21 protein-coding genes are annotated in these 22,376 nt (G+C 65.0%); 9 read left to right on the forward strand and 12 right to left on the reverse strand.

Going from position 1 to position 22,376, the window contains the following annotated elements:
* Positions 1-237 precede the first annotated feature (237 nt).
* Positions 238-558 (reverse strand): DUF3579 domain-containing protein, encoded by a 321-nt coding sequence (locus tag EC845_RS15410; protein ID WP_123299011.1) that lies wholly within the window; start codon positions 556-558, stop codon positions 238-240.
* A gap of 333 nt (positions 559-891) precedes the next feature.
* Between EC845_RS15410 and EC845_RS15415 the strand changes: the two genes are divergently transcribed.
* From EC845_RS15415 to EC845_RS15425, 3 genes are all read left to right on the forward strand, one after another.
* Positions 892-2,100 (forward strand): aspartate aminotransferase family protein, encoded by a 1,209-nt coding sequence (locus tag EC845_RS15415; RefSeq protein WP_123299012.1) that lies wholly within the window; start codon positions 892-894, stop codon positions 2,098-2,100.
* An 82-nt stretch (positions 2,101-2,182) separates the two neighbouring features.
* Positions 2,183-3,097: an ornithine carbamoyltransferase gene (argF, locus tag EC845_RS15420; protein WP_123299013.1), complete on the forward strand. Its 915-nt coding sequence runs from the start codon at positions 2,183-2,185 to the stop codon at positions 3,095-3,097.
* A gap of 227 nt (positions 3,098-3,324) precedes the next feature.
* A complete protein-coding gene (locus EC845_RS15425; protein ID WP_370451344.1) occupies positions 3,325-4,704 on the forward strand; it encodes an esterase-like activity of phytase family protein in 1,380 nt (459 codons plus the stop codon).
* A gap of 93 nt (positions 4,705-4,797) precedes the next feature.
* Here EC845_RS15425 and EC845_RS15430 read toward each other — a convergent pair whose 3' ends face one another.
* The gene (locus EC845_RS15430) at positions 4,798-6,156 is read right to left on the reverse strand and encodes an MFS transporter (protein WP_123299015.1); all 1,359 of its coding nucleotides are present in this window, start codon (positions 6,154-6,156) and stop codon (positions 4,798-4,800) included.
* 216 nt (positions 6,157-6,372) lie between these two features.
* On the opposite strand from EC845_RS15430, the gene EC845_RS15435 reads away from it, so the two are divergent.
* The 3 genes from EC845_RS15435 to EC845_RS15445 all read left to right on the forward strand — a co-directional run bounded on the left by EC845_RS15435 (position 6,373) and on the right by EC845_RS15445 (position 9,950).
* On the forward strand, positions 6,373-7,122 hold the full coding sequence (locus EC845_RS15435; RefSeq protein ID WP_123299016.1) for a FadR/GntR family transcriptional regulator: 750 nt from the start codon (positions 6,373-6,375) through the stop codon (positions 7,120-7,122).
* Positions 7,123-7,321: 199 nt separating this feature from the next.
* Positions 7,322-8,236, forward strand: coding sequence for a 5-dehydro-4-deoxyglucarate dehydratase (kdgD, locus tag EC845_RS15440; RefSeq protein ID WP_123299200.1), 915 nt, complete (start codon positions 7,322-7,324; stop codon positions 8,234-8,236).
* 130 nt (positions 8,237-8,366) lie between these two features.
* The gene (locus EC845_RS15445) at positions 8,367-9,950 is read left to right on the forward strand and encodes an aldehyde dehydrogenase (NADP(+)) (protein ID WP_123299017.1); all 1,584 of its coding nucleotides are present in this window, start codon (positions 8,367-8,369) and stop codon (positions 9,948-9,950) included.
* Positions 9,951-10,098: 148 nt separating this feature from the next.
* Here the strand turns inward: EC845_RS15445 and EC845_RS15450 are convergent, their stop codons facing one another.
* Positions 10,099-10,617: an outer membrane protein assembly factor BamE gene (locus EC845_RS15450; protein ID WP_123299018.1), complete on the reverse strand. Its 519-nt coding sequence runs from the start codon at positions 10,615-10,617 to the stop codon at positions 10,099-10,101.
* A 99-nt stretch (positions 10,618-10,716) separates the two neighbouring features.
* Between EC845_RS15450 and EC845_RS15455 the strand changes: the two genes are divergently transcribed.
* The 3 genes from EC845_RS15455 to infA all read left to right on the forward strand — a co-directional run bounded on the left by EC845_RS15455 (position 10,717) and on the right by infA (position 12,472).
* Positions 10,717-10,923 (forward strand): DUF3460 family protein, encoded by a 207-nt coding sequence (locus EC845_RS15455; RefSeq protein ID WP_123299019.1) that lies wholly within the window; start codon positions 10,717-10,719, stop codon positions 10,921-10,923.
* A gap of 58 nt (positions 10,924-10,981) precedes the next feature.
* On the forward strand, positions 10,982-11,827 hold the full coding sequence (locus EC845_RS15460) for a ScpA family protein (RefSeq protein WP_123299020.1): 846 nt from the start codon (positions 10,982-10,984) through the stop codon (positions 11,825-11,827).
* Between the two features lie 393 nt (positions 11,828-12,220).
* The gene (gene infA, locus EC845_RS15465) at positions 12,221-12,472 is read left to right on the forward strand and encodes a translation initiation factor IF-1 (protein ID WP_123299021.1); all 252 of its coding nucleotides are present in this window, start codon (positions 12,221-12,223) and stop codon (positions 12,470-12,472) included.
* 226 nt (positions 12,473-12,698) lie between these two features.
* Here infA and aspS read toward each other — a convergent pair whose 3' ends face one another.
* The 9 genes from aspS to EC845_RS15510 all read right to left on the reverse strand — a co-directional run bounded on the left by aspS (position 12,699) and on the right by EC845_RS15510 (position 22,341).
* Positions 12,699-14,516, reverse strand: coding sequence for an aspartate--tRNA ligase (aspS, locus tag EC845_RS15470; protein WP_123299022.1), 1,818 nt, complete (start codon positions 14,514-14,516; stop codon positions 12,699-12,701).
* A 104-nt stretch (positions 14,517-14,620) separates the two neighbouring features.
* Entirely contained in the window at positions 14,621-14,923 is a 303-nt protein-coding gene (locus EC845_RS15475) for an FmdB family zinc ribbon protein (RefSeq protein WP_123299023.1), read from the reverse strand.
* 146 nt (positions 14,924-15,069) lie between these two features.
* Complete coding sequence (locus tag EC845_RS15480) at positions 15,070-16,536, reverse strand: sodium:solute symporter family protein (protein ID WP_123299024.1); 1,467 nt, start codon at positions 16,534-16,536, stop codon at positions 15,070-15,072.
* Between the two features lie 127 nt (positions 16,537-16,663).
* Positions 16,664-18,244: a ubiquinone biosynthesis regulatory protein kinase UbiB gene (gene ubiB / locus EC845_RS15485; protein ID WP_123299025.1), complete on the reverse strand. Its 1,581-nt coding sequence runs from the start codon at positions 18,242-18,244 to the stop codon at positions 16,664-16,666.
* Complete coding sequence (locus tag EC845_RS15490; protein WP_123299026.1) at positions 18,244-18,774, reverse strand: hypothetical protein; 531 nt, start codon at positions 18,772-18,774, stop codon at positions 18,244-18,246. Before EC845_RS15490 ends, ubiB begins: the two co-directional genes overlap by 1 nt.
* Before the next feature lie 93 nt (positions 18,775-18,867).
* On the reverse strand, positions 18,868-19,845 hold the full coding sequence (locus EC845_RS15495) for a Tim44 domain-containing protein (protein WP_123299027.1): 978 nt from the start codon (positions 19,843-19,845) through the stop codon (positions 18,868-18,870).
* A gap of 157 nt (positions 19,846-20,002) precedes the next feature.
* On the reverse strand, positions 20,003-20,734 hold the full coding sequence (gene ubiE, locus EC845_RS15500; protein ID WP_123299028.1) for a bifunctional demethylmenaquinone methyltransferase/2-methoxy-6-polyprenyl-1,4-benzoquinol methylase UbiE: 732 nt from the start codon (positions 20,732-20,734) through the stop codon (positions 20,003-20,005).
* Positions 20,735-20,921: 187 nt separating this feature from the next.
* On the reverse strand, positions 20,922-21,383 hold the full coding sequence (locus EC845_RS15505) for a gamma-butyrobetaine hydroxylase-like domain-containing protein (protein ID WP_123299029.1): 462 nt from the start codon (positions 21,381-21,383) through the stop codon (positions 20,922-20,924).
* Between the two features lie 61 nt (positions 21,384-21,444).
* Positions 21,445-22,341: a recombination-associated protein RdgC gene (locus tag EC845_RS15510; protein WP_123299030.1), complete on the reverse strand. Its 897-nt coding sequence runs from the start codon at positions 22,339-22,341 to the stop codon at positions 21,445-21,447.
* Positions 22,342-22,376 lie beyond the last annotated feature (35 nt).

The raw sequence follows: 22,376 nt of genomic DNA on the forward strand, positions 1-22,376 counted from the left end.
GACAAACCCGCACGGGGTGGCTGAGCCGCCCTGCTGTTTGAACCGGGTGCGCTGTCAGCAGAAACGAAAAAACCGCCTTCGGGCGGTTTTTTCGTTTCCGGCGCTCCGTCGAGGGCATTCAAGTCCACACGACGACCGGAAATCGATCCGCAGTCTTGTCGCGCGAGCTAGCCGGGGCCCGCCCTCTTGCGGACTCGCCGCCGCGGCCGGCCGCACACGGCGCGCCAAACCGGCGATTCACTTGCCGTCGGACTTCGGCGGCACGTAGCAGGCCTCGGCGATGGTCAAGCCGTTGTCGCGGGCGAAGTTCATGACGAAATCCCAGGCCATGGGTTCGGCGTCGCGCAGGTCGCGATGGACCACCACGCACTTCACGCCGTTCTGCTGGGTGGGAATGCACCAGGGCGAATAGCCGAGGTGGTTTCCTGGACGCATGCCGCCAGGACGAAACTGGCTCATGACGCCGGCCAGTCGTTCGGCCCAGTCGCTGGGGCGAAACACTTTGCCGTCCTGGGTGATGCCCTGGATAAAAACTTCTTTGGCTGTGGGTTCTGTCATCGAATGGCGGTGGCACGGGCCGTGGGATACCACGGGTGCCAGCAACCGGCGCGCAAGCCCGGAAGACCCCCGGCAGACCGCGGTCGAGAGACTGCCATTTTAGCGCGCAGCCCCTGTCGTGTGTATGTCAGCCGAGCACCCGGCGGGGTCAAGCTCGGTGACCGGGGCATGACGGCACGCATCACACCCATGCGAATAACTCAGCAATGGCGCGGCCCGCCGGCGGCCGGTGCCGCCTAGAATTCGACGCATCCGGCAACAAAGCCGCCGGCCGGGACGGACGCCGACGCGCCGCCCGACTCGTCCCCCCTGTTATCCGATGGAGTCCAGATCATGACCGCAGCACCTATCCCCGCCGCTTCCCCTCACGTGATGACCACCTACGGTCGCGTGCCCGTGGCCTTCTCGCACGGCGACGGCGTCTGGCTGTGGGATGTCAACGGCAAGAAGTACCTCGACGGCCTGGCCGGCATCGCCGTCAACACGCTGGGCCACAACCACCCGCAGCTGGTTCCCGCCCTGCAGGAACAGATCAGCCGCGTCATCCACACCTCCAACTATTACCACGTCCCGCTGCAGGAGCAACTGGCGGCCAAGCTGGTCGAACTCTCCGGCCTCGAGAACGCCTTTTTCTGCTCCACCGGCCTGGAAGCCAACGAAGCCCTGATCAAGATCGCACGCAAGTTCGGCCATGACAAGGGCATCGATCGCCCGCAGATCGTGGTCTACGAACACGCCTTCCACGGCCGTTCCATCGCCACGCTGTCGGCCACCGGCAACCCCAAGATCCAGGCCGGCTTCGGCCCGCTGGTCGAAGGCTTCATCCGCGTGCCGCTCAACGACATCGAGGCCGTCAAGAAGGCCACCGAAGGCAATCCGAACGTGGTGGCGGTGATGTTCGAAGTCATCCAGGGCGAAGGCGGCATCCACGCCATGAGCGACGACTACCTGCGCGAGCTGCGTGCCCTGAGCACCGAGCGCGGCTGGCTCATGATGATCGACGAAGTCCAGTCCGGCATCGGCCGCACGGGCAAGTGGTTTGCCCACCAGTGGTCGGGCATCAAGCCCGACGTGGTCTCGCTGGCCAAGGGCCTGGGCAGCGGCGTGCCCGTCGGCGCCGTGCTGGCCGGCCCCGCTGCAGCGCAGATCCTGCAGCCCGGCAACCACGGCACCACCTTCGGCGGCAACCCGCTGGCCATGCGTGCCGGCGTCGAGACCCTGCGCATCGCCGAACAGGACGGCCTGCTGGAAAACGCCGCCACGGTCGGGGCCCACATCCGCGACCGCCTGCAACAGGAACTCGGCCCGGTCGACGGTTTTCAGGAAGTGCGCGGACAGGGCCTGATGATCGGCGTCGAGCTCAAGCACAGCTGCGGTGAACTGGTGGGCCTGGGCGCCGAGGCCGGCATTCTGTTCTCGGTCACGGCCGATCGGGTCGTGCGCCTGGTCCCTGCGCTTATCATGACGATCGAGGAAGCCGATCAACTCATCGACATCCTGGTGCCGCTGATCAAGAAATTCCTGGCCGCCCAGTCAGCCTGAGCTTCCTGGAACCCGGTGCCCGGTGCGATCCTGCAGCAGCCCGCTGCCGCAGGATCCGCCGGGCCGACTCCTTTTGCACGCCATGAAACATTACCTGCAATTCAAAGACCTGAGCGCCGACGACTACGCCCACCTGTTCGAGCGTGCCGCGGTGATCAAGAAGAAGTTCAAGAGCTACGAAAAATACCATCCGCTGACCGACCGCACCGTGGCGCTCATCTTTGAAAAGGCATCCACCCGGACCCGCGTGAGCTTCGAGGCAGGAACCTACCAGCTGGGTGGATCGGTCGTGCACCTGACCACCGGCGACAGCCAGCTCGGCCGTGCCGAGCCCATCGAGGACAGCGCACGCGTCATCAGCCGCATGGTCGACCTGGTCATGATCCGCACCTACGAGCAGGAAAAGATCGAACGCTTTGCCTCGCACTCGCGTGTTCCGGTCATCAACGGCCTGACCAACGAATTCCATCCCTGCCAGATCCTGGCCGACATCTTCACCTTCATCGAACACCGGGGTTCCATCGCCGGCAAGACAGTGGCCTGGGTGGGCGACGGCAACAACATGGCCAACACCTGGCTGCAGGCCGCCGAACTACTGGGCTTCACCGTGCATGTCAGCACGCCCAGCGGCTACGAGATCGACAGCAGCGTCGCCGGCGTGGCCAAGGGCTCGCACTACAAGGTCTTCAAGGATCCGCTCGAAGCCTGCCGGGGTGCCGACCTCATCACCACCGACGTCTGGACCTCGATGGGCTACGAAGCCGAGAACGAGGCGCGCAAGCAGGCTTTTGCCGACTGGTGCGTGGATGCCGAGATGATGGCCGTGGCGGCCCCCGACGCGCTCTTCATGCACTGCCTGCCAGCCCACCGCGGCGAAGAAGTCGAAGCCGACGTCATCGACGGCCCGCAATCGGTGGTGTGGGACGAGGCCGAGAACCGCCTTCACGCCCAGAAGGCCCTGATGGAATTCCTGCTGCTGGGCAAAGTCCAGGGCTGACCTCCGCGTTTCACCGAGCCGCGCCGCAGCCGCCCTTCGGGGCCTCTGCGGCGCGGTTTTTTTGCGTCCAGGCGTCACAGGCTTGTCATGCCCTCGCTCCACAGTCATCGCGTTCCAGCCCCGACGTCCGGAGTCCCAGCATGTCTTTCCCCCTCCCTGTGCACCCCTGGGTGTCGCCCTTGCCCACCCGCTCGGTGCAGCGGGCCGCATCTCGCGCGGCACGCCTGATCCCCGTACTGGCCTTGCTGTCTGCGCTGGGCGCGGCACGAGCCCAGCAGCCCACCCCTGCCGATTCAGCCGTCCCGAACTTCAGGGCCACCCTGGCAGGCCACGCCGTGCTGCCGGCGCAAAGTTTCATCGCCGCACCCAAGGATGCGCCGGCCGACCTCAAGATGAGCGGCAAGTTCACCACCGGCAGCCGGGTCGAGCAGGCCGGCACCGTCGAAGGCCGGTCGGGCGGACGGCCCACGGGGGTGTCTCTGCCGTTCAAGGGCCAGCCCCTGCAGGGCCACTCGGGCATCCAGCACATGCCGGACGGCAGCTTCTGGGTCATCACCGACAACGGTGCGGGCAGCAAGGCCAATTCACCGGACTTCATGCTCTACCTCAACCACTACAAGGTCGACTTCAAGAGCGGACAGCTGCAGCGCCTGGCCACCGTCTTCCTGCACGATCCCGACAAGAAAGTACCCTTCCGCATCGTGCAGGAAGGCAGCGCCACGCGTTACCTGACCGGCAGCGACTTCGACCCGGAGAGTTTCCAGATCACGGCCGACGCCCTCTGGATCGGCGAGGAATTCGGCCCCTACCTGATCAAGGCCGATCTCAAGGGGCGTGTGCTGGGCGTGTTCGAGACCCTGGTCGACGGCAAGCGCGTGCGCTCGCCCGATCATCCCTCGGTCGCCACGCCCGGAGCCCCGGGCGGCAAGGTCGCCTTCGAGGCCCGCCGCTCCAAGGGCTACGAAGGCATGGCCGCATCGCCCGACGGCAGCAAGCTCTACGCCCTGCTCGAAGGTCCTCTGTGGAAAGAAACCGAGCAGGCCTACGAACAGGTCGATGGCAAGGAGGCCCTGCGGGTGCTCGAATTCGACACGCGCCAGGCCGCCTGGACCGGCCGCTCGTGGTTCTACCCGCTCGAGGCCAACGGTCACGCCATCGGCGATTTCAACCTCGTCGACATGCAGTCGGCCGCCGACGGCAGCCATGCCGTGGGCCTGGTGATCGAACGGGACAACGGCGAAGGAACGGCAGACCGGGCCTGCCCGGCCGGCGCCAAGGCCGCCAACTGCTTCGACGACATCGCCAGGTTCAAGCGCGTCTACAAGATCGCCTTCGGCAACGACAACGTCGGACAGCCGGTTCGCAAGATCGGCTACATCGATCTGATGGCCATCCAGGACCCGGCGCGGCTGGCCCGCAAACCCCTCAACGGCGACGTCTTCACCTTCCCGTTCTTCACCATCGAGAACGTGGATGCGGTCGATGCCCGCCATATCGTGGTCGGCAACGACAACAACCTGCCCTACTCCAGCAGCCGCGAGCCGAACCGGGCCGACGACAACGAACTCATCCTGCTCGAGGTGTCGGACTTCATGCAGGCACGATGAGCCGATGGCGCCGCGCAGGACCGGGCCGGCTCGACGAGGCCGGGTGCCTGGGTGGGTGACTGTGCGGCAGCATGACCGCCGCTTCCCCGGCTCTCAGACGGGTTTGAGCTTCAGGCGTTCGATCTTGCCCACGATGACCAGATACGAAAACACCGCCAGCAGCGCATTCGCCCCCACGAACACCAGGGCGCCATTGAAGGAATGGGTCTCGTAGACGATGTAGCCGATCACGATGGGCGTGACGATGCCGGCGATGTTGCCGAACATGTTGAAGATGCTGCCGGCCAGGCCGATCACCTCACGCGGGGCGGTATCCGAGACCACGGCCCAGCCCAAGGCGCCGATGCCCTTGCCAAAGAACGCCAGCGCCATGAAACCGACCACCATCCACTCCAGCTCGACGTAGTTGCAGGCCACCATGCAGGTCGACAGCAGCAGGCCGCCGACGATGGGAATCTTGCGTGCGGCCGTCAGCGAATAGCCACGGCGCACCAGCGCATCCGACAGGATGCCGCCCAGCACACCGCCGACAAAACCGCACACCGCCGGCAGCGAGGCCACAAAACCGGCCTTGAGGATGGTCATGCCGCGTTGCTGGACCAGATAGACCGGAAACCAGGTCAGGAAAAAGTACGTCAGCACGTTGATGCAGTATTGCCCCAGGTAGACCCCGAGCAGCATGCGGTTGGTCAGCAACTGCTTGGCCTGGCCCCACCGCTGCGCGCGGGTGAGCGGCGCCTGGTCGAGGCGCGGGCCCTCATCCATGTCGACCAGTCCGCCGCCGTCGCGGATGTACTGCAGCTCTTGCGTGTTGACCAGGGGATGGCGTGCGGGGCTCTTGACGAACATCATCCAGATCAGCGCCAGCGCCATGCCGAACACCCCGAGCCAGATGTAGACATGGTGCCAGCCGATGGCGTGCGTCATCCAGGCCATCAGCGGCGTGAAGAGCACGGTGGCGAAATACTGCGCCGAGTTGAACACCGCCGAAGCCGTCCCGCGCTCGGTCTTGGGAAACCAGGATGCGACGACCTTGGCATTGGCCGGGAAGGCCGGCGATTCGGCCAGGCCCACGGTGAATCGCATCAGAAACAGCACCGAGGCGGTGGCGCCCACGGTCGCAAAAGCACCCAGGGTGCTCTGCAGCACCGTGAACAGCGACCAGGCAAAGATGCTGGCGGCGTAGACCCGGCGTGCACCGAATCGATCCAGCAACCAGCCCCCGGGAATCTGGGCCATCACGTAAGCCCAGCTGAAGGCCGAGAAGATGTAGCCCATCTGCAGGTCGCTGAAGCCGAATTCCTGTTTGATGGCGGGACCGGTGATGGACAGCGTTGCCCGGTCGGCGTAGTTGACCGTGGTGACGATGAACAGCATCGCCAGGATCCAATAGCGCGTGCGGCTGCGATCGGCCGCGACGGCGCGCGACACGGCAGAGTTTGTGGGAAACATGTGTGACTCCATTTTTGAGGGCGTCGCCGAGGTCCTGAAACCAAGGGTATTCGCCCATGTTGTGATGTACGTTGTCGTACAAGAATTGTAGGAACTCACACTCTACGAGTACCTGGGAATTACCCTGATGAAATAAAAGAAGCATCCACACCAGGAGTGACCATGCGAAACTCACGATCAACGCCAGCACGTGGCGCCAGCCACTCGTCACACATCATGAACTATCCCGAAAGCCGCCGCCGCCGCGGACGCAGCCTGACCGAAGAAGTCGTGGGCTCGCTGTCGCAGCGTATCGAAGCCGGCGAATTCCCCACGGGCACCAAGCTTCCCTCCGAAACCGAAATCATGCAGCAGGAGGGTGTGAGCCGTACCGTGGTGCGCGAAGCCATCTCGCGCCTGCAGGCCGCGCGGCTGGTCGAAACCCGTCATGGCATCGGGACCTTCGTGCTCGACAAGCCGATCTCGAATTCGCTGCAGCTCGACACCGGCAACATCCTGACCTTGCTCGATGTCATGGCCGTGCTCGAATTCCGCATCAGCATCGAATCGGAAGCCGCCGGCCTGGCAGCCGCACGCCGCACCGACCGCCACCTCGCCGACATGCGCACCGCGCTGGCCGCGTTCGAATCCAGCGTGCAGCAAGGCCCGGGCAGCAGCGTCGAGGCCGACATCGGTTTTCATCTGCAGATCGCGCATGCCACCGGCAACCGCTACTTCTCGGACATCCTGAGCCAGCTCGGCACCACCATCATTCCGCGCACCCGCGTGAACTCGGCCGCGCTGGCTGCCAACGACCAGCAGGCCTATCTGCAGCGCGTCAACCACGAGCATCAGTTCATCCTGTCGGCCATCGAACGCAAGGATGCCGAAGCCGCACGCGCGGCCATGCGCACCCACCTCACCAACAGCCGCGAACGCTTGCGGCAGGCCCACGAAAGCGTCGCCAAGCTGCGCCAGGAAGGCTAGGAAAGCGGCTGTCCAGCGCCTGCCGACAGGCCTGCTGGATAGCCCTGACTTGACGGCCCGGCTGCAAGAAAACCACAATGGCCGGGTCCGCAAGGGTTATCACCAAGACAGGGCTCAAACCCATGTTGTATGATGACCGACATCATCAAATCCTACCTTGCGGCGCTGACCCGCAAATTCCTTGAAACTGGAGACCACCGTGACGACACCTCAAGAACTCAAGAGCATCATTTCCGAAGGCCTGCTGTCCTTCCCCGTGACCGATTTCGACGCGCAAGGCAACTTCAACGCCAAGACCTATTCGGAACGCCTGGAATGGCTGGCTCCCTACGGCGCCAGCGCGCTGTTTGCCGCCGGCGGCACGGGTGAGCTCTTTTCTCTGAACGGCAGCGAGTACAGCGACGTGGTCCGCGCCGCGGTGGCCGGCGCCAAGGGTCAAGTCCCCATCCTGGCCGGTGCCGGCGGTCCCACCCGCACCGCCATCCAGCAAGCCCAGGAAGCCGAGCGCCTCGGTGCGCACGGCGTGCTGCTGATGCCCCATTACCTCACCGAAGCCAGCCAGGAAGGCATTGCCAACCACGTGGCCGAAGTCTGCAAGTCGATCAAGATCGGCGTGGTGTTCTACAACCGCGCCAACTCGCGCCTGAGCGCCGACTGGCTGGCCAAGCTGGCCGACGCCCACCCCAACCTGATCGGCTTCAAGGACGGCATCGGCGAGATCGAACCCATGGTCCGCATCCGCCGCAAGCTCGGCGACCGCTTCAGCTACCTGGGCGGCCTGCCCACTGCCGAAGTCTACGCAGAAGCCTACAAGGCGCTGGGCGTGCCCGTCTACTCGTCGGCCGTGTTCAACTTCATCCCCAAGACGGCCATGGACTTCTACCGCGCCGTCGCCGCCGAAGACCACGTCACCACGGCTCGCCTGATCGACGACTTCTTCCTGCCCTACCTGGACATCCGCAACCGCAAGCAAGGCTATGCGGTCAGCATCGTCAAGGCCGGTGCCAAGCTGGTCGGCCACGACGCCGGTCCCGTGCGCGCCCCGCTGACCGACCTGACCGAAGCGGAAATGGAATCCCTGAACACGCTGATCCAGAAGCTGGGTCCGCAGTAACACCGCCTTGGCGGGCGGACCGCATGTCACCGTATCTGCGGTTTCCACCGCCATAGCACCGGGCCAAAGCCGACGTGAACCGTCGGCCTGGCCTGTTTGTCCTTTTGCTTCATCCTAGGAGACCCTGCTCATGACCATCACCGGCGAAATGCTCATCGGCTTCACCGCCGTTCGCGGCAACGAAGGCAGCCAGCGCGCCTTCGACCCTGCCCGCAACACCGAGATCGATCCCGCCTTCGGCCTGGGTGGCCCCGCCGAAGTCGACCGCGCAGCCGCCCTCGCCGCTGCCGCCTTCGACCCCTACCGCAACCTGCCCCTCGAAAAGCGTGCCGCTTTCCTCGAAGCCATCGCCGACAACATCGTGGCCATCGGCGACGAACTGCTCGCACGCGCCCACGCCGAGACCGGCCTGCCCCTCGCCCGCCTGACCGGCGAACGCGCCCGCACCGTCGGCCAGCTTCGCCTGTTCGCCAAGGTCGTGCGCGACGGCCACTTCCTGCGCGCCACCATCGACCCGGCACAGCCCGAGCGCCAGCCCCTGCCCCGCGTCGACCTGCGCCTGGCCAAGGTACCGCTGGGCCCCGTGGCCGTGTTCGGCGCCAGCAACTTCCCGCTGGCCTTCTCGGTGGCCGGCGGCGACACCGCCTCGGCCCTGGCCGCCGGTGCGCCCGTCATCGTCAAGGCCCACAGCGCCCACCTCGGCACCTCCGAGCTGGTCGGCCGCGCCATCCAGAAAGCCGTCAAGGACCAGGGCCTGCCCGAAGGCGTGTTCTCGCTGCTCATCGGCGCCGGCCGCAAGCTCGGCGAAGCGCTGGTGGCCCATCCCGCCGTCAAGGCCGTCGGCTTCACCGGCTCGCGCCAGGGGGGTCTGGCCCTGGTGAATATCGCCAACGCCCGCCCCGAACCCATCCCGGTCTATGCCGAGATGAGCAGCATCAACCCCGTGTTCCTGTTCCCCGGTGCACTGGCCGCACGCGCGGAAGCCATCGGCAAGGCCTTTGCCGATTCGCTGACCATGGGCGCCGGCCAGTTCTGCACCAACCCCGGCCTGGTGCTGGCCGTCGACGGCCCCGACCTGCAGCGGTTCGTCTCGGCTGCCGGCGAGGCACTGGCCGGCAAGGCCGCGCAGACCATGCTCACGCCCGGCATCCACGAAGCCTACCGTTCGGGTACGGCCAAGGTGGACGCCGTCGCGGGTGTGGACAAGATCGCCCAGGGCGTGCCCGCCGGCGACCAGCCCAATGCCGCACAGGCTGCGCTGTACGTGACCGATGCCCAGCGCCTGCTGGCAAGTCCCGACCTCGAGTCCGAGATGTTCGGACCGGCCTCGATCGTGATCCGTGCCAAGGACTTCGACGAACTGCTGGCGGTGGCCGAGCACGTGGAAGGCCAGTTGACGGTGACGCTGCAGATCGACGAAGCCGATCACGCCGACGCACGCCGCCTGCTGCCGGTGCTCGAGCGCAAGGCCGGCCGCATCCTGGCCAACGGCTTCCCCACGGGTGTGGAGGTCTGCCACGCCATGGTGCACGGCGGTCCGTTCCCGTCGACCTCGAACGCGATGTACACCTCGGTGGGCGCCACCGCCATCGACCGTTTCCTGCGGCCGGTGAGCTACCAGGACCTGCCCGACGCCCTGCTGCCCGAAGCACTGAAGGACGGCAATCCGCTGGGCCTTTGGCGTCTGGTGGACGGTGCGCTCAAGCAGGCTTGAGCCCAAGTGACCGGCACGACGCCTGACTGAAGCGCGTCACGATTACAACTTTGTTGTTGGCTTCATGCCAGCTTGAGCCGTGCGGCGGATGACTCCCCGCACGGCTTTTTTTCGTCCAGCCTCCGGTGTGCGGCAAGGCCAGTTGGGCTCAACGGGTATCGGGCGCATCGTTGGTGGGATCGGGCGTGCGCGAGGTGCGCAGCAGGCGGCCATCCCGGCCCAGGGTGGCCGTGAAGCTGTAACTGCGATTGCCGTCCTCGAGGTAATGCCAGACCCAGTCGGTCTCGCCGCTCAAGGCATACGGCACGATCCGCGCCGGCTTGCCGAAGCGCCTGCGCAACACCTCTTCCTCCAGGCCCGGCGTGGCCGTGGCCATGTTCTCGGGCGTGAGCACCTGACGCAAGGACCGCATCACCCCGTCGGGCGCCAGCGTGATCATGTAGTTGCGATGTCCCGTCGGCTGCCGGTTGTACTCGAAGGTCCGGGCCCCATCGGGCTCGGGCCAGACGCGTTCGGGCTCGCCCATCGCCTTGCGCACGTCGGTTTCGGTCGACACGCCTTCTTCAAGCTGCTCGATGCGCCGCGCATCGCAGCCTGCCAGCAACAGCACCGCCAGCACGACGGCGCCCAGCGCCAGCCAAATCCCATGGTTCTCGACACTCTGCATCCAGCTTTGCCACATCCCGTATCCCCGGCAGTAAAATCATGGGAGCCGCCCGTCCGCTAGGCTGGGCGCTTCCCACAAGAGACAAGAAAGCCGCAGTTTATGCCGATCTTCCGTCGCCCCGACTACACCTCGGACATCACCCAGTTCCTGTCCGAGCTGCACGCACAGCGCCCCACGCTCGAAGCCGAGCAGAAAGCCGGGCGTGCCTTGCTGTGGGACAAGCAGATCAACCGCGAAAGCCAGGCCGACTCGGCCCGTGCCCGTGTGAGCCAGAAACCCTACGTCTACCAAATCGAAGGCGAGTGAACGCCCCCGGCCCTCCGCCGCCGCGCTTGCCGACTCACCCCCGTCCCGCCCTGCCCCGATGAACCGCCCCGTGTGGCCCGACACGCCCGCACCCGACGTGCCCGGCCAGCCCGAGGTCGTCGACAATCTGGCCGTGGCGCGGCTCTATGGCGAACCGCTGTTCGCCATGCCCCAGGACCTCTACATTCCACCCGATGCGCTCGAGGTGTTTCTCGAGGCATTCGAAGGGCCGCTCGACTTGCTGCTCTACCTGATCCGCAAGCAGAACTTCAACATCCTCGACATCCCCATGGCGGCCGTGACCCGCCAGTACCTGAGCTACGTCGACGAAATCCGCAGCCGCAATCTCGAACTGGCCTCGGAATACCTGCTGATGGCCGCCATGCTCATCGAGATCAAGTCGCGCATGCTGCTGCCGCCCAAGAAGTCGGATGGCGAGCAGGAAGCCGAAGATCCGCGCGCCGAACTCGTGCGCCGCCTGCTGGAATACGAACAGATCAAGCTCGCCGCCCACCAGGTCAACGCGCTGCCCCAGGCCGGCCGCGACTACCTGCGGGCCCAGGTCTACATCGAGCAGTCGCTGCAGCCGCGCTTTCCGGATGTCGATGCCAGCGAACTGCAGGCCGCCTGGCGCGACATCGTCAAGCGCGCCAAGCTCATACAGCACCACACCATCACACGCGAGGAGCTCTCGGTACGCGAACACATGTCCATCGTGCTGCGGCGGCTGCAGGGCCGCAAGTTCGTCGAGTTCGAAGAGCTGTTCGATCCCTCGCGCGGCGTGCCCGTGCTGGTCGTCACCTTCATCGCCCTGCTCGAGCTGGGCAAGGAAACCCTGGTCGAGATCACGCAGGCAGAGGCCTTCGCCCCCATCTACGTCCGGTTGGCCTACACGCCGGCCTGATCCTCGGCCCGGTGCGGCCATCGCCCAAAAATCAGGCGGATGATATAATCCCTGCCTTTGTCGCGGCGCCATCGCACGCCCTGGGCCTTTTCAGGCCTGTCGGGGTACTGGGGTGGCCGATCTCCCGGCAGCCTGGGCACAGTGTTTCTGTTGCCTGATCGGGCTAGCCTGCCGCCTTGGCCTGAACGGTTGCCATGCTTGTGGATCGGCGTGGCGGTGCACCATTCGGGGCGGAGGCTGGATCAAAGCCCATTGGGCCGAGCCGAAGCGCTGCCTGCATGCACGAACGGCTTGCCGCTGGCCTGACAGAGCGAATTGAACGCATGAATACACACATGGTGTGTGCGCGGGTCGATGCCTGCGCCATGCCCTCTTAGGTTGAAGGATAGAAAGATGGCCAAAGAAGAACTGATCGAAATGGGCGGACTGGTCACGGAAGTGCTGCCCGACTCGCGTTTCCGCGTCACGCTGGACAACGGTCACCAGCTCATTGCCTACACCGGCGGCAAGATGCGCAAGAACCACATCCGCATCCTGGCGGGCGACAAGGTGTCGCTCGAACTCTCGCCCTACGATCTGACCAAGGGTCGCATCACCTTCCGCTTCATTGCCGGCCGTACCCCGCCGACGCCCCGCAGTCGCTGATCGTGCGCCGGCTTTGCCGCGGCTGGGTTGCTTCAGATGCAATCGGCCCGGGATCCGGACACCGAAGCGCCCTTCCGGGGCGCTTTTTTTCGACCGTGCACCGATGGCACCGACAAAAAAAAGAGGCCCGAGAGCCTCTTTTTTTTGATGTAGCGACCGATGCATCCAGCCGGTACGCCTTGGGCAGGGAAGGTCGTGATCCGACGACCCTGCCCCTTTGTCCCGCTTACGCCGGCTTGTTGACCGCGTCGGGGTTGCGCAGGCGGATGTGCAGTTCACGCAGCTGCTTTTCATCCACCGTGGACGGCGCTTGCGTCATCAGATCCTGAGCGCGCTGGGTCTTGGGGAAGGCGATCACGTCGCGGATGGACTCGGCACCGGTCATCAGCGTGATGATGCGGTCCAGGCCGAATGCGATGCCGCCATGCGGCGGGGCACCGAACTGCAGCGCGTCGAGCAGGAAACCGAACTTGATCTGTGCGTCCTCGGCGCTGATGTTGAGCGCCTTGAAGACCTTCTGCTGCACTTCGGCACGGTGGATACGGACCGAACCGCCGCCCATTTCCCAGCCGTTGAGCACCAGGTCGTACCCCTTGGAAATGCAACGGCCCGGATCGGTTTCCATCCAGTCCTCGTGCCCGTCCTTGGGCGCGGTGAAGGGGTGGTGCACGGCCGACCAGCGCTGCTCGTCCTCGTCGAACTCGAACATCGGGAAATCGACCACCCACAGCGGAGCCCAGCGGCTCTCGAACAGGCCGTTCTTCTTGCCGAAATCGCTGTGGCCGATCTTGATGCGCAGCGCGCCGATGGAGTCGTTGACCACCTTGGTCTTGTCTGCACCGAAGAACAGCAGATCGCCGTCCTGGGCGCCCGTGCGCTGAAGCACCTCGGCCAGCGTGGCATCGTCGAGGTTCTTCACGATGGGCGACTGCAGGCCTTCACGGCCCTTGGCCGCGTCGTTGACCTTGATGTAGGCCAGGCCCTTGGCGCCGTAGATCTTGACGAATTCGGTATAGCCGTCGATTTCGCCGCGCGACAGGCCGGAGCCTTCCTTGGCACCGCCGGGCACGCGCAGGGCCACCACACGGCCGTTGGGCAGGTTGGCGGCGCCGGAGAACACCTTGAACTCGACACCCTTCATCAGTTCGGTGAGTTCGGTGAACTCGAGCTTGACGCGCAGGTCGGGCTTGTCCGAGCCGAAACGCGCAGCGGCTTCCTGGTAGGTCATCACCGGGAACTCGCCCAGATCGACGTTGATGGTGTCCTTGAACACATCGACGATCATTTCCTGGAACAGGGCACGGATGTCTTCTTCGGTGAGGAAGGAGGTCTCGATATCGATCTGGGTGAACTCGGGCTGGCGATCGGCACGCAGGTCTTCGTCGCGGAAGCACTTGGTGATCTGGTAGTAGCGGTCGAAACCGGAGACCATCAGCAGTTGCTTGAACAACTGGGGCGACTGGGGCAGCGCAAAGAAGTGGCCGTCGTGCACGCGGCTGGGCACCAGGTAGTCGCGTGCGCCTTCGGGCGTGGACTTGCCCAGCATGGGCGTCTCGATGTCGACGAAGCCCTTTGCGTCTAGGAACTTGCGCACCGCCATCGCCACCTTGTAGCGCAGCATCAGGTTGCGCTGCATGTAGGGGCGGCGCAGGTCGAGCACACGGTAGGTCAGGCGCGTGGTCTCGGAGATGTTGTCGTCGTCGAGCGTGAAAGGCGGCGTCAGGCTGGGGTTGAGCACCTTCACCTCGTGGGCCAGCACTTCGATCTTGCCGGTCTTGAGGTTCTCGTTGGTCGTGCCTTCGGGGCGGGCCCGCACCACACCGGTGATCTGCACGCAGAACTCGTTGCGCAGACCTTCGGCGACGGCAAAGCTGTCCTTGCGGTCGGGATCGCACACCACCTGCACATAACCTTCACGATCGCGCAGGTCGACAAAAATCACGCCGCCGTGGTCGCGCCGGCGGTTGACCCAGCCTGCCAGGGTCACGGTCTGGCCGAGCAGGGCTTCGGTCACGTGACCGCAGTAGAGGGAACGCATTGCCATGTCTTTATCTTTCAGCGCCAGTGTGGCGCATGCACATCATCAAATCGAAAACCACGTTGCACAGGCGGACTGTGCGTGACGCCAGGCGCCCTGGGTCGCACCGCTCAGTGGCAGGCGCAACCGCCACCGCACGCTGCAGCCGGCGCGGCGGCCGCAGCCTCGGGTGCGGGGCTGGCCGCAGGGGCCGCGGCAGATGCCGCAGCAGCAGGCTTGGACGGGGCGCCGCTGTTCTTGAAGTCCGTGGCATACCAGCCATTGCCCTTGAGCTGAAAACCGGCAGCGGTGATCTGCTTGACCAACGCAGGCTGGCCGCAGGCGGGACAATCCTTGAGCGGCGCGTCGGACAGTTTCTGCAACGCATCCTTGGCATGGCCACAGGCGTCGCATCGGTAGGCGTAAATAGGCATGAATCAGGAACTCCACGCTCAGGCGGGATGGAAAGCCGCCGATTATAGATTCTTGCCAGGGGCAAGCGGCCAGGCGCGCCTGTCGCGTGGCCGGTCGGGCACCTTCGCACGGCGGACTCGCACCCGCCGGGGTGCCTCGGAGCCCCTCAGCGGGCCGTCGGCTCGAGCGAGGCCAGATAGACCGGCCCCTGCACATTGCGCACCCGTTGCGGGGCCAGCGTGCCGGCGATCATGCCCAGCGCCGCCGCCAGCACGCCGCCGAGTTGCGGCGGGAAGATTTCGCCGGCCGGCGTGTACAGCAGGGCCAGCCAGGTCAGGAGGCCCAGCACGCTCGAGCAGACCGCCCCTTGCGAGGTCGCACGCTTCCAGTAGAGGCCCGCGACCAGCGGCACGAACGCCCCCACCAGCGGCAGTTGGTAGGCCCCCGCCACCATTTCATAGATGGACGTGCCTTCCATGGCAATGGAGTAGGCGCAGACAAAGATGCTGAACACCAGCGTGGCGATGCGCATCGTCCACAGTTCCTTGCGGTCGCCCGCCGCGCCGGCCTGGCGCGGCACGAACTGGCGCCAGATGTTTTCGACGAAGGTCACCGACGGCGCCAGCAGCGTGGCCGAGGCGGTGGACTTGAGCGCCGACAGCAAGGCGCCGAAGAACACCACCTGCATGACAAAAGGCATGTGATCCATGACCAGCGTGGGCAGGATCTTCTGCGGGTCTTCGGCCATCAGCGCCTGGGTCTGCTCCGGCATGATGATGAGCGCACTGGTCACCAGGAACATGGGCACGAGGGCAAACAGCATGTAGGCCAGGCCACCGATCACCGGACCCTTGGTCGCCGCGCTCACGCTGTTGGCGGACATCACGCGCTGGTAGACGTCCTGCTGGGGGATGGAGCCGAACATCATCGTGATGGCGGCGGCCACGAAGAACAGGATGTCGTGCCAGCTGGGCTCGGGCAGGAAACGGAACATGTCGCGGCTCGAGGCCAGGGCGATCACCTGGTCGGCGCCGCCGGCGAGGTCGGCCGCGAAGATCGCGATCGCACTCAGGCCCAGCACCAGAATGATCATCTGGACCAGGTCGGTCACGGCCACGGACCACATGCCGCCGAACAGCGTGTAGGTCAGGATGGACACGGTACCGATCACCATGCCCATGGGGATGCTGACGGCGCCGCCCGACAGCAGGTTGAACATCAGCCCCAGGGCCGTGACCTGGGCGGCCACCCAGCCCAGGTAGCTGATGATGATGATGATGGAGCAGAGAATCTCGATCACGCGGCCGAAGCGCTCGCGGTAGTAGTCGCTGATGGTCAGCAGATCGAGCTTGTACAGACGTGCGGCAAAAAAGATGCCCACCAGCACCAGACACATGCCGGCACCGAACGGATCCTCCACGATGGCGTTGAGACCGCCCTCGACGAACTTGGCGGGAATCCCCAGAACCACTTCCGAGCCGAACCAGGTCGCGAACGTGGTCGTGATGATCATGAACAGGGGCAGATGCCGCCCCGCGATGGCAAAGTCGGCAGTGGTCTTGACGCGCCGGGCGGCCCACAGGCCAATGGCGATGGTCACGATCAGATAGGCAATCACCAGGGTCAGTAGCACCGGACACTCCTCATGCAGGCAGGATTAAACGCAAGGGTTGAACAAAAAACTGCGCGGATTATTGGTCAAAAACACAAAAAAACAGGGCGATCGGCCCTGTTTTTTGTTGGATAGCCACATCTGGCGTTCAAAAGAATCGCCAGCGCACCAAGACCAGCACAGCCAGAACACCCAATGCAAAACCCAGGCCACCGTAGATGAGTTTCTGCAGCAGGCGGTTGGTCCGGCGCTGCTCGAGCAGCAAGGCCTCGAGTGTGCGGCGGTGCCCCTCGACGGCCTGCCCTTGCTGCAGGTAGTCGTGAAACAGCCGCGGCAATTCGGGCAGCAGCTTGGCGTATCGCGGCGCTTCGGCCTTGAGCTGCTCGAAGAACTTGCGGGGGCCCAGTTCGTCGCGCATCCATTTCTCGAGGAAAGGACGAGCCGTGCTCCAGAGGTCGAGTTCGGGGTCGAGCTGGCGGCCCAGGCCTTCGATGTTGAGCAATGTCTTTTGCAGCAGCACGAGTTGGGGCTGGATCTCGACCTGGAAACGGCGCGAGGCCTGAAACAGGCGCATCAGCACCATGCCCAGCGAGATTTCCTTGAGCGGCCGGTCGAAGTACGGCTCGCAGCAGGCGCGCACCGCCGCTTCGAGCTCGTCGACCCGGGTCTGCCGGGGCACCCAGCCGCTCTCGACGTGAAGCTCGGCCACCCGCTTGTAGTCGCGGCGGAAAAACGCCACGAAATTCTGCGCCAGGTATTCCTTGTCGTACTCGGTGAGCGTGCCCACGATGCCGAAATCCAGCAGGATGTAGCGGCCGAAACTGTCGGGCGCGAGACTCACCTGCAGATTGCCCGGGTGCATGTCGGCGTGGAAAAAGCCGTCACGGAAGACCTGGGTGAAAAAGATGGTCACGCCGTCGCGCGCCAATTGTTGAAAGTCGACCTTGGCGTCGAGCAGTTCCTGCTTGTGGCTGATGGGCACGCCGTTCATGCGCTGCATCACCAGCACGGTGGAATGGCAGTAGTCCCAGAACATCTCGGGGATGATCACACTGTCCACATCCTCCATGTTGCGGCGCAGTTGCGCGGCATTGGCGGCTTCCTTGAGCAGGTCGAGCTCGTCGTGCAGATACTTGTCGAACTCGGCCACCACCTCGCGCGGCTTGAGCCGGCGGCCATCGGACGACAGGCGTTCGAGCCAGCCGGCCATCACGCGCATGAGGGCCAGATCCTGGTCGATGATCTTGAGCATGCCCGGCCGCAGCACCTTGACCGCGACTTCGCGCTCGATGCCCTGCTTGTCGAAGAGCGTGGCGAAGTGGACCTGGGCAATCGAGGCACTGGCGATGGGCACGTGCTCGAAGGTGGCAAACACGGCCATCAGCGGACGGCGCAACTCGGCTTCGATCAGTTGCACGGCGACGGCGCTGTCGAAGGGCGGCACGCGGTCCTGGAGCAGCGCCAGTTCGTCGGCGATGTCGGGCGGCAGCAGGTCGCGCCGGGTCGACAGCACCTGGCCGAACTTGACGAAGATCGGTCCCAGGCTTTCGAGCGCCTGACGCAGGCGCTGGCCGCGCGGCGCATCGAGCTTGCGTCCGATCGTCAGGATGCGGGTCACCCGGCGCAGGCCCGGGTGTTCGAAACTGCTGAGAACCAGCTCGTCGAGCCCATGTCGGAACAGGACCCAGATGATGAACAGCCCGCGGGCTGCTTGCCTGAACCAGCGCATCAGCGGCTGGCTCGGCGCTCGGCCACGAAACTGCGCAGGCCTTCGGCGACACGGCGACCGACCGAAGCCACCGCATGGGCCGGCGCATCGCCCACCACACGCGACAGATCCTCTTCGGCATCCCAGCGCACGTTGGCGATCAACCAGTTGACGTCGGCCGCCAGTTGCACGTCGCCTTCGATGCGCAGCGACGGTTTCTCGCCACGGACGGCACTTCTGGCCAGGTCGAGCGGCGAGGTGTCGTTGACGGTCAGGGTCAGATCGGGCACGCCCGATTCATCGGCGCGGTCGAACAGGCCGGCCGGCGTGACCGCCAGGCGGATGTTGAAGGAACGCCATTGCGCGAGGATCACACGCCCCGTCTGCTGGACCATGCGCTGCTGCGCCTGCGGTTCCTGCATGATCACATGGTTGAGGAACAGAACCACGCGCTGCTGAACCTCGTCGACCATCCAGGCCGGCGGCTGCAGACCGCCGAGGAACTGGGTCACGAACGGCGGCGGAAAAGAAAAATGGGGCGTACTCTTCATACGCCCCATTATCGAAGGAAAACCGGTGGGCTGGCGGATTCTCCGTCAGCCCGTCCGGCTGTCAGCGGACGACCGCCCGCCGTTCCGGCACGATCACTGCATGGCCTGCAGGCCTGCCACCAGCCAGCCGCCGCCGGACTTGGCCTTGGTGATGTTCCAGACTTCGCGGAAGGGACTCGGGCCTGCCGAATCGTCTTCACGCAGCACGCCCGTGAACTCGACGCTGGCCATGTAGTCGCCACCGCGTTCCTCGATGCCCAGCAGGCTGGCATCCAGCGTCAGGACTTCGGTCTTGGTCGGCTGGCCGCCCTGCGCCTCGCGCTCGGCGAGCTGCGACTGGATTTCGCGCAGCATGTCGTCGGTCATCATGGCGCGCAGCGACGAAACGTCGCCACGATCCCATGCCGCCTGCAGGCTCACGAAGTTGGCTTTGCTGGCCTTGAGGAATCCCTCGGTGTCGAAACCATCGGGAACGCCCCAGTTCTGATTGCCACCCAGAGCCGCGCCGATCATGCTGCCACCCGCAGCCGCACCGGCCGACTGGAAGTTGGCGGCGGCCGGAGCCTGGTTTTCCCAGGGACGTGCCGAGGCGTCGTTGCCGACGTTCTGCGGCTTGTACGCCGGAGCGGGCTCGCGGTAGGCCATGTTGGGGCCTCCGGCGCCGGCGCCTGCGGGCATCGCTGCAGCCGCACGGCGGCGCAGGAAGAACCCGACGACGGCCAGCACCAGCATGCCGATCAGCAGCATGGTCAGGATGTTGCCAAAGGCTTCACCCAGGCCGAGGCTGGAGGCCAACCAGGCCAGTCCCAGGCCTGCAGCCAGGCCGCCCAGCATGGCGCCCCAAGGCTTGCGTTGTGCCTGTGCGGCGGCGGCGCCCTGCGCAGCACCCTGGCGGGGCGCGGCGGCGTTCTGGGCGGGTGCCGCGGGTTGTACGGGCGGGGTCGCCTGGCGCTGCATCACGTTGCCGGACTGCTGGCCGACGGAACGGCCTCCCCCCATACGGCGGGCGTCGGCATCCAGCGCCGTGATAGACAGCGCTGCCACCAATAACACGGACCAGAGTTTGTTCATCGACATCTCCTACGTCTTTCTTTCATCAACACACACTACAAAAATACGGCAGACGCGGATGTTTTGAATCTTTCTGGCGTTCCGTGCGAATCCGCCCGCAAGGCGCGGTACGGCGATCTCCTTCTCAGATGCGGGCCATGGCCCCGCTTTCAATGGCTCAGCATTTGATTCCGACATGAAGGGCCACGACACCGGCCGTCATGTTGTGGTAGTCCACATGGCCAAAGCCGCAGCTCTTCATCAGTTCCTTGAGTTCCTTCTGACCGGGATGCATGCGGATGGACTCCGCCAGGTAACGGTAGCTGTGGGCATCGCCCGCCACCTTCTGGCCCAGCCAGGGCAGGATCTTGAAGGAATACCAGTCATAAGGCTTTTCGAGCGGCTGCGCCACCCGGGAAAACTCCAGCACCAGCAGCTTGCCGCCGGGTTTGAGCACACGCTGCATCTCGCGCAACGCCTGATCCTTGTGCGTCATGTTGCGCAGGCCGAAGGCCACGGTCACGACATCGAAGTGGGCATCCGGAAACGGCAGGTGCTCGGCATCGCAGACCACCGTCGGCAGGATCACGCCGGCATCGACCAGACGGTCGCGGCCGGTGCTCAGCATGGCGTGGTTGATGTCGGTATGCACCACCTGGCCGGTGGCGCCGACCTGGCGAGAAAAAGCCAGCGCCAGATCGCCCGTGCCGCCGGCGATGTCGAGCACACGCATGCCGGGTTTCACGTTCGCGACCATGACGGTGTAGCGCTTCCAGAGCCGATGCATCCCGCCCGACATGAGGTCGTTCATGATGTCGTATTTGGATGCAACGGAATCGAACACGCCGCGAACCCGCTGGGCCTTGTCCTTTTCGTTGACGGTTTCGTAACCGAAATGCGTGTCGCTCATAACTTGATACTAGATGCAAGAGACGGGCCGGCCGGTTTACAACCGAGGGCCATCCCAGGACATGTGTTGTGAATTTGCCGCGCGTTGCCGCCCCTGTATTGTCAGGGCTGGCGACGCCGGTGCGGGCTTCGATGGCACGTTTCCCTACAGTGCACGGCGGGGTCGGCCCTGCCGGGCAGACCGGGCCTCAATGGCTGCCGCAGCTCCCGCCTTCGGTGCCGCAGCCGTGACCGCCGGAAGACTGCTTCTTGCCGGGCATCGGCGTATCGCGATCGGCACCGGCGGCCTGCAGGCGCCTGAGGTAGTCGTCCCAGTGCTGCTGCTGGCGGGCACCCAGGTCATAGAGATACGGCCAGGTGTAGAGGCCGCTCTCGTGACCGTCGTCGAACACCGGTTTGACGGCGTAGTTGCCCACCTGCTCGAGCGCCAGCAACCCCACTTCGCGCTTGCCGGTCTGAAGGGTTTCCTGGCCCGGGCCGTGCCCCTGCACCTCGGCCGACGGCGAGTACACACGCAGCAGTTCGAGCGGGATGGAAAACAGGGCGCCATCGTCCCAGCCGATCTCGAGCTGCCGTGACTTCTGGTGCACGGTGATCGAGACGGGGATGACGCTGCGCGGACGCGGGACGGGGGAGCTGCTGGATGCCATGCCGCTATGGTAACGCCCACGAGCCCACGAGCCATGACGTGGGCCCGCCGGGTCTCGGGCTTCAGGCCAGTTCGACCTCGCCCCCCAGCGCCTCGACGAGCTCGGGCAGCAATTGCACGAGTTCACCCGTGGCAATGGCCACATCGGCGTCGAAGCCGTCTTCCTTGTTGCCGCCGGCCCCGTCGTAGACGCCTTCGAGGAACGTGACCTTCTTGATCTGCAGATTGTCGGTCAGCAGGAAACTCACGCGATCCTGCCAGGTCATCGCCAGTTTGGTCGGCACCTTGCCGGCTTCGATGTGAGCACGCACTTCATCGATGTCCAGCGCATGCTTGGAATAACGCACGGCGGCCTTGGAGTCGTCCGTGGCCTTGAGCTCGCATTCGCGATCGATGGAAAAGCCAGCCGGCGCCTCCTGGCTCACCAGCCAGCCGGACATGGCCGTGCCGGCGCTCTGCTGGGTCTGCAGCAGGGTCAGGGTGAGCCCCTCGATCTGCTCGATCAGGGCAGTGACGACGTCGTCGGCCTTGCCCTGGCTGGAGGCATCGACCAGCAGCAGGCGTGCGGCCGGATCGATCCAGACCCCCACGCTGCCCTGGCGGGAAAAGGCCATGGGCAGCAGGGACTGCTTGGCTTCTTCCTTCAGTTCCTTGGTTTCTTTCTTGCCCGGCTTGCGGCCCGTGGCCTGCTCGATCTCGGCGACCTTGTCCTTGACCTTGCGGTTGATGACCGAACTGGGCACGGCCTTGGTCTCGATCATGAGCTTGAGCACCCATTGACCGCCGATGGCTTCGACGAAAGGCCCATGGGCGTCGCCACGCGGCGGAACCCAGCCCATGGATTTTTCCTGGGTGGCGCTGCATTCGGCGAATTCGGCCTTGGCCAGTTGTTCGACCACGGTTTCGAGCTGGGGCTGCCAGGTCGGACCGATGCGGTAGACGATCAAATTCTTGAACACCGTCTGTTTCCTTCATGTGGGAATGTGTGGGGGAC

The sequence above is a fragment of the Comamonas sp. BIGb0124 genome, from assembly GCF_003752175.1.
Classification (GTDB): Bacteria; Pseudomonadota; Gammaproteobacteria; order Burkholderiales; family Burkholderiaceae_C; genus Comamonas_F.

Excerpts from the sequence above, each read along its gene's own strand:
- argF (WP_123299013.1), top strand. The coding sequence starts at position 2,183 with ATGAAACATTACCTGCAATTCAAAGACCTGAGCGCCGACGACTACGCC.
- EC845_RS15450 (WP_123299018.1), bottom strand. The coding sequence starts at position 10,617 with ATGCAGAGTGTCGAGAACCATGGGATTTGGCTGGCGCTGGGCGCCGTC.
- infA (WP_123299021.1), top strand. The coding sequence starts at position 12,221 with ATGGCCAAAGAAGAACTGATCGAAATGGGCGGACTGGTCACGGAAGTG.
- EC845_RS15430 (WP_123299015.1), bottom strand. The coding sequence starts at position 6,156 with ATGTTTCCCACAAACTCTGCCGTGTCGCGCGCCGTCGCGGCCGATCGC.
- EC845_RS15445 (WP_123299017.1), top strand. The coding sequence starts at position 8,367 with ATGACCATCACCGGCGAAATGCTCATCGGCTTCACCGCCGTTCGCGGC.
- EC845_RS15495 (WP_123299027.1), bottom strand. The coding sequence starts at position 19,845 with ATGAACAAACTCTGGTCCGTGTTATTGGTGGCAGCGCTGTCTATCACG.
- EC845_RS15455 (WP_123299019.1), top strand. The coding sequence starts at position 10,717 with ATGCCGATCTTCCGTCGCCCCGACTACACCTCGGACATCACCCAGTTC.
- aspS (WP_123299022.1), bottom strand. The coding sequence starts at position 14,516 with ATGGCAATGCGTTCCCTCTACTGCGGTCACGTGACCGAAGCCCTGCTC.
- EC845_RS15490 (WP_123299026.1), bottom strand. The coding sequence starts at position 18,774 with ATGAAGAGTACGCCCCATTTTTCTTTTCCGCCGCCGTTCGTGACCCAG.
- EC845_RS15475 (WP_123299023.1), bottom strand. The coding sequence starts at position 14,923 with ATGCCTATTTACGCCTACCGATGCGACGCCTGTGGCCATGCCAAGGAT.
- EC845_RS15435 (WP_123299016.1), top strand. The coding sequence starts at position 6,373 with ATGAACTATCCCGAAAGCCGCCGCCGCCGCGGACGCAGCCTGACCGAA.
- ubiB (WP_123299025.1), bottom strand. The coding sequence starts at position 18,244 with ATGCGCTGGTTCAGGCAAGCAGCCCGCGGGCTGTTCATCATCTGGGTC.
- EC845_RS15415 (WP_123299012.1), top strand. The coding sequence starts at position 892 with ATGACCGCAGCACCTATCCCCGCCGCTTCCCCTCACGTGATGACCACC.
- EC845_RS15505 (WP_123299029.1), bottom strand. The coding sequence starts at position 21,383 with ATGGCATCCAGCAGCTCCCCCGTCCCGCGTCCGCGCAGCGTCATCCCC.
- ubiE (WP_123299028.1), bottom strand. The coding sequence starts at position 20,734 with ATGAGCGACACGCATTTCGGTTACGAAACCGTCAACGAAAAGGACAAG.
- EC845_RS15460 (WP_123299020.1), top strand. The coding sequence starts at position 10,982 with ATGAACCGCCCCGTGTGGCCCGACACGCCCGCACCCGACGTGCCCGGC.
- EC845_RS15410 (WP_123299011.1), bottom strand. The coding sequence starts at position 558 with ATGACAGAACCCACAGCCAAAGAAGTTTTTATCCAGGGCATCACCCAG.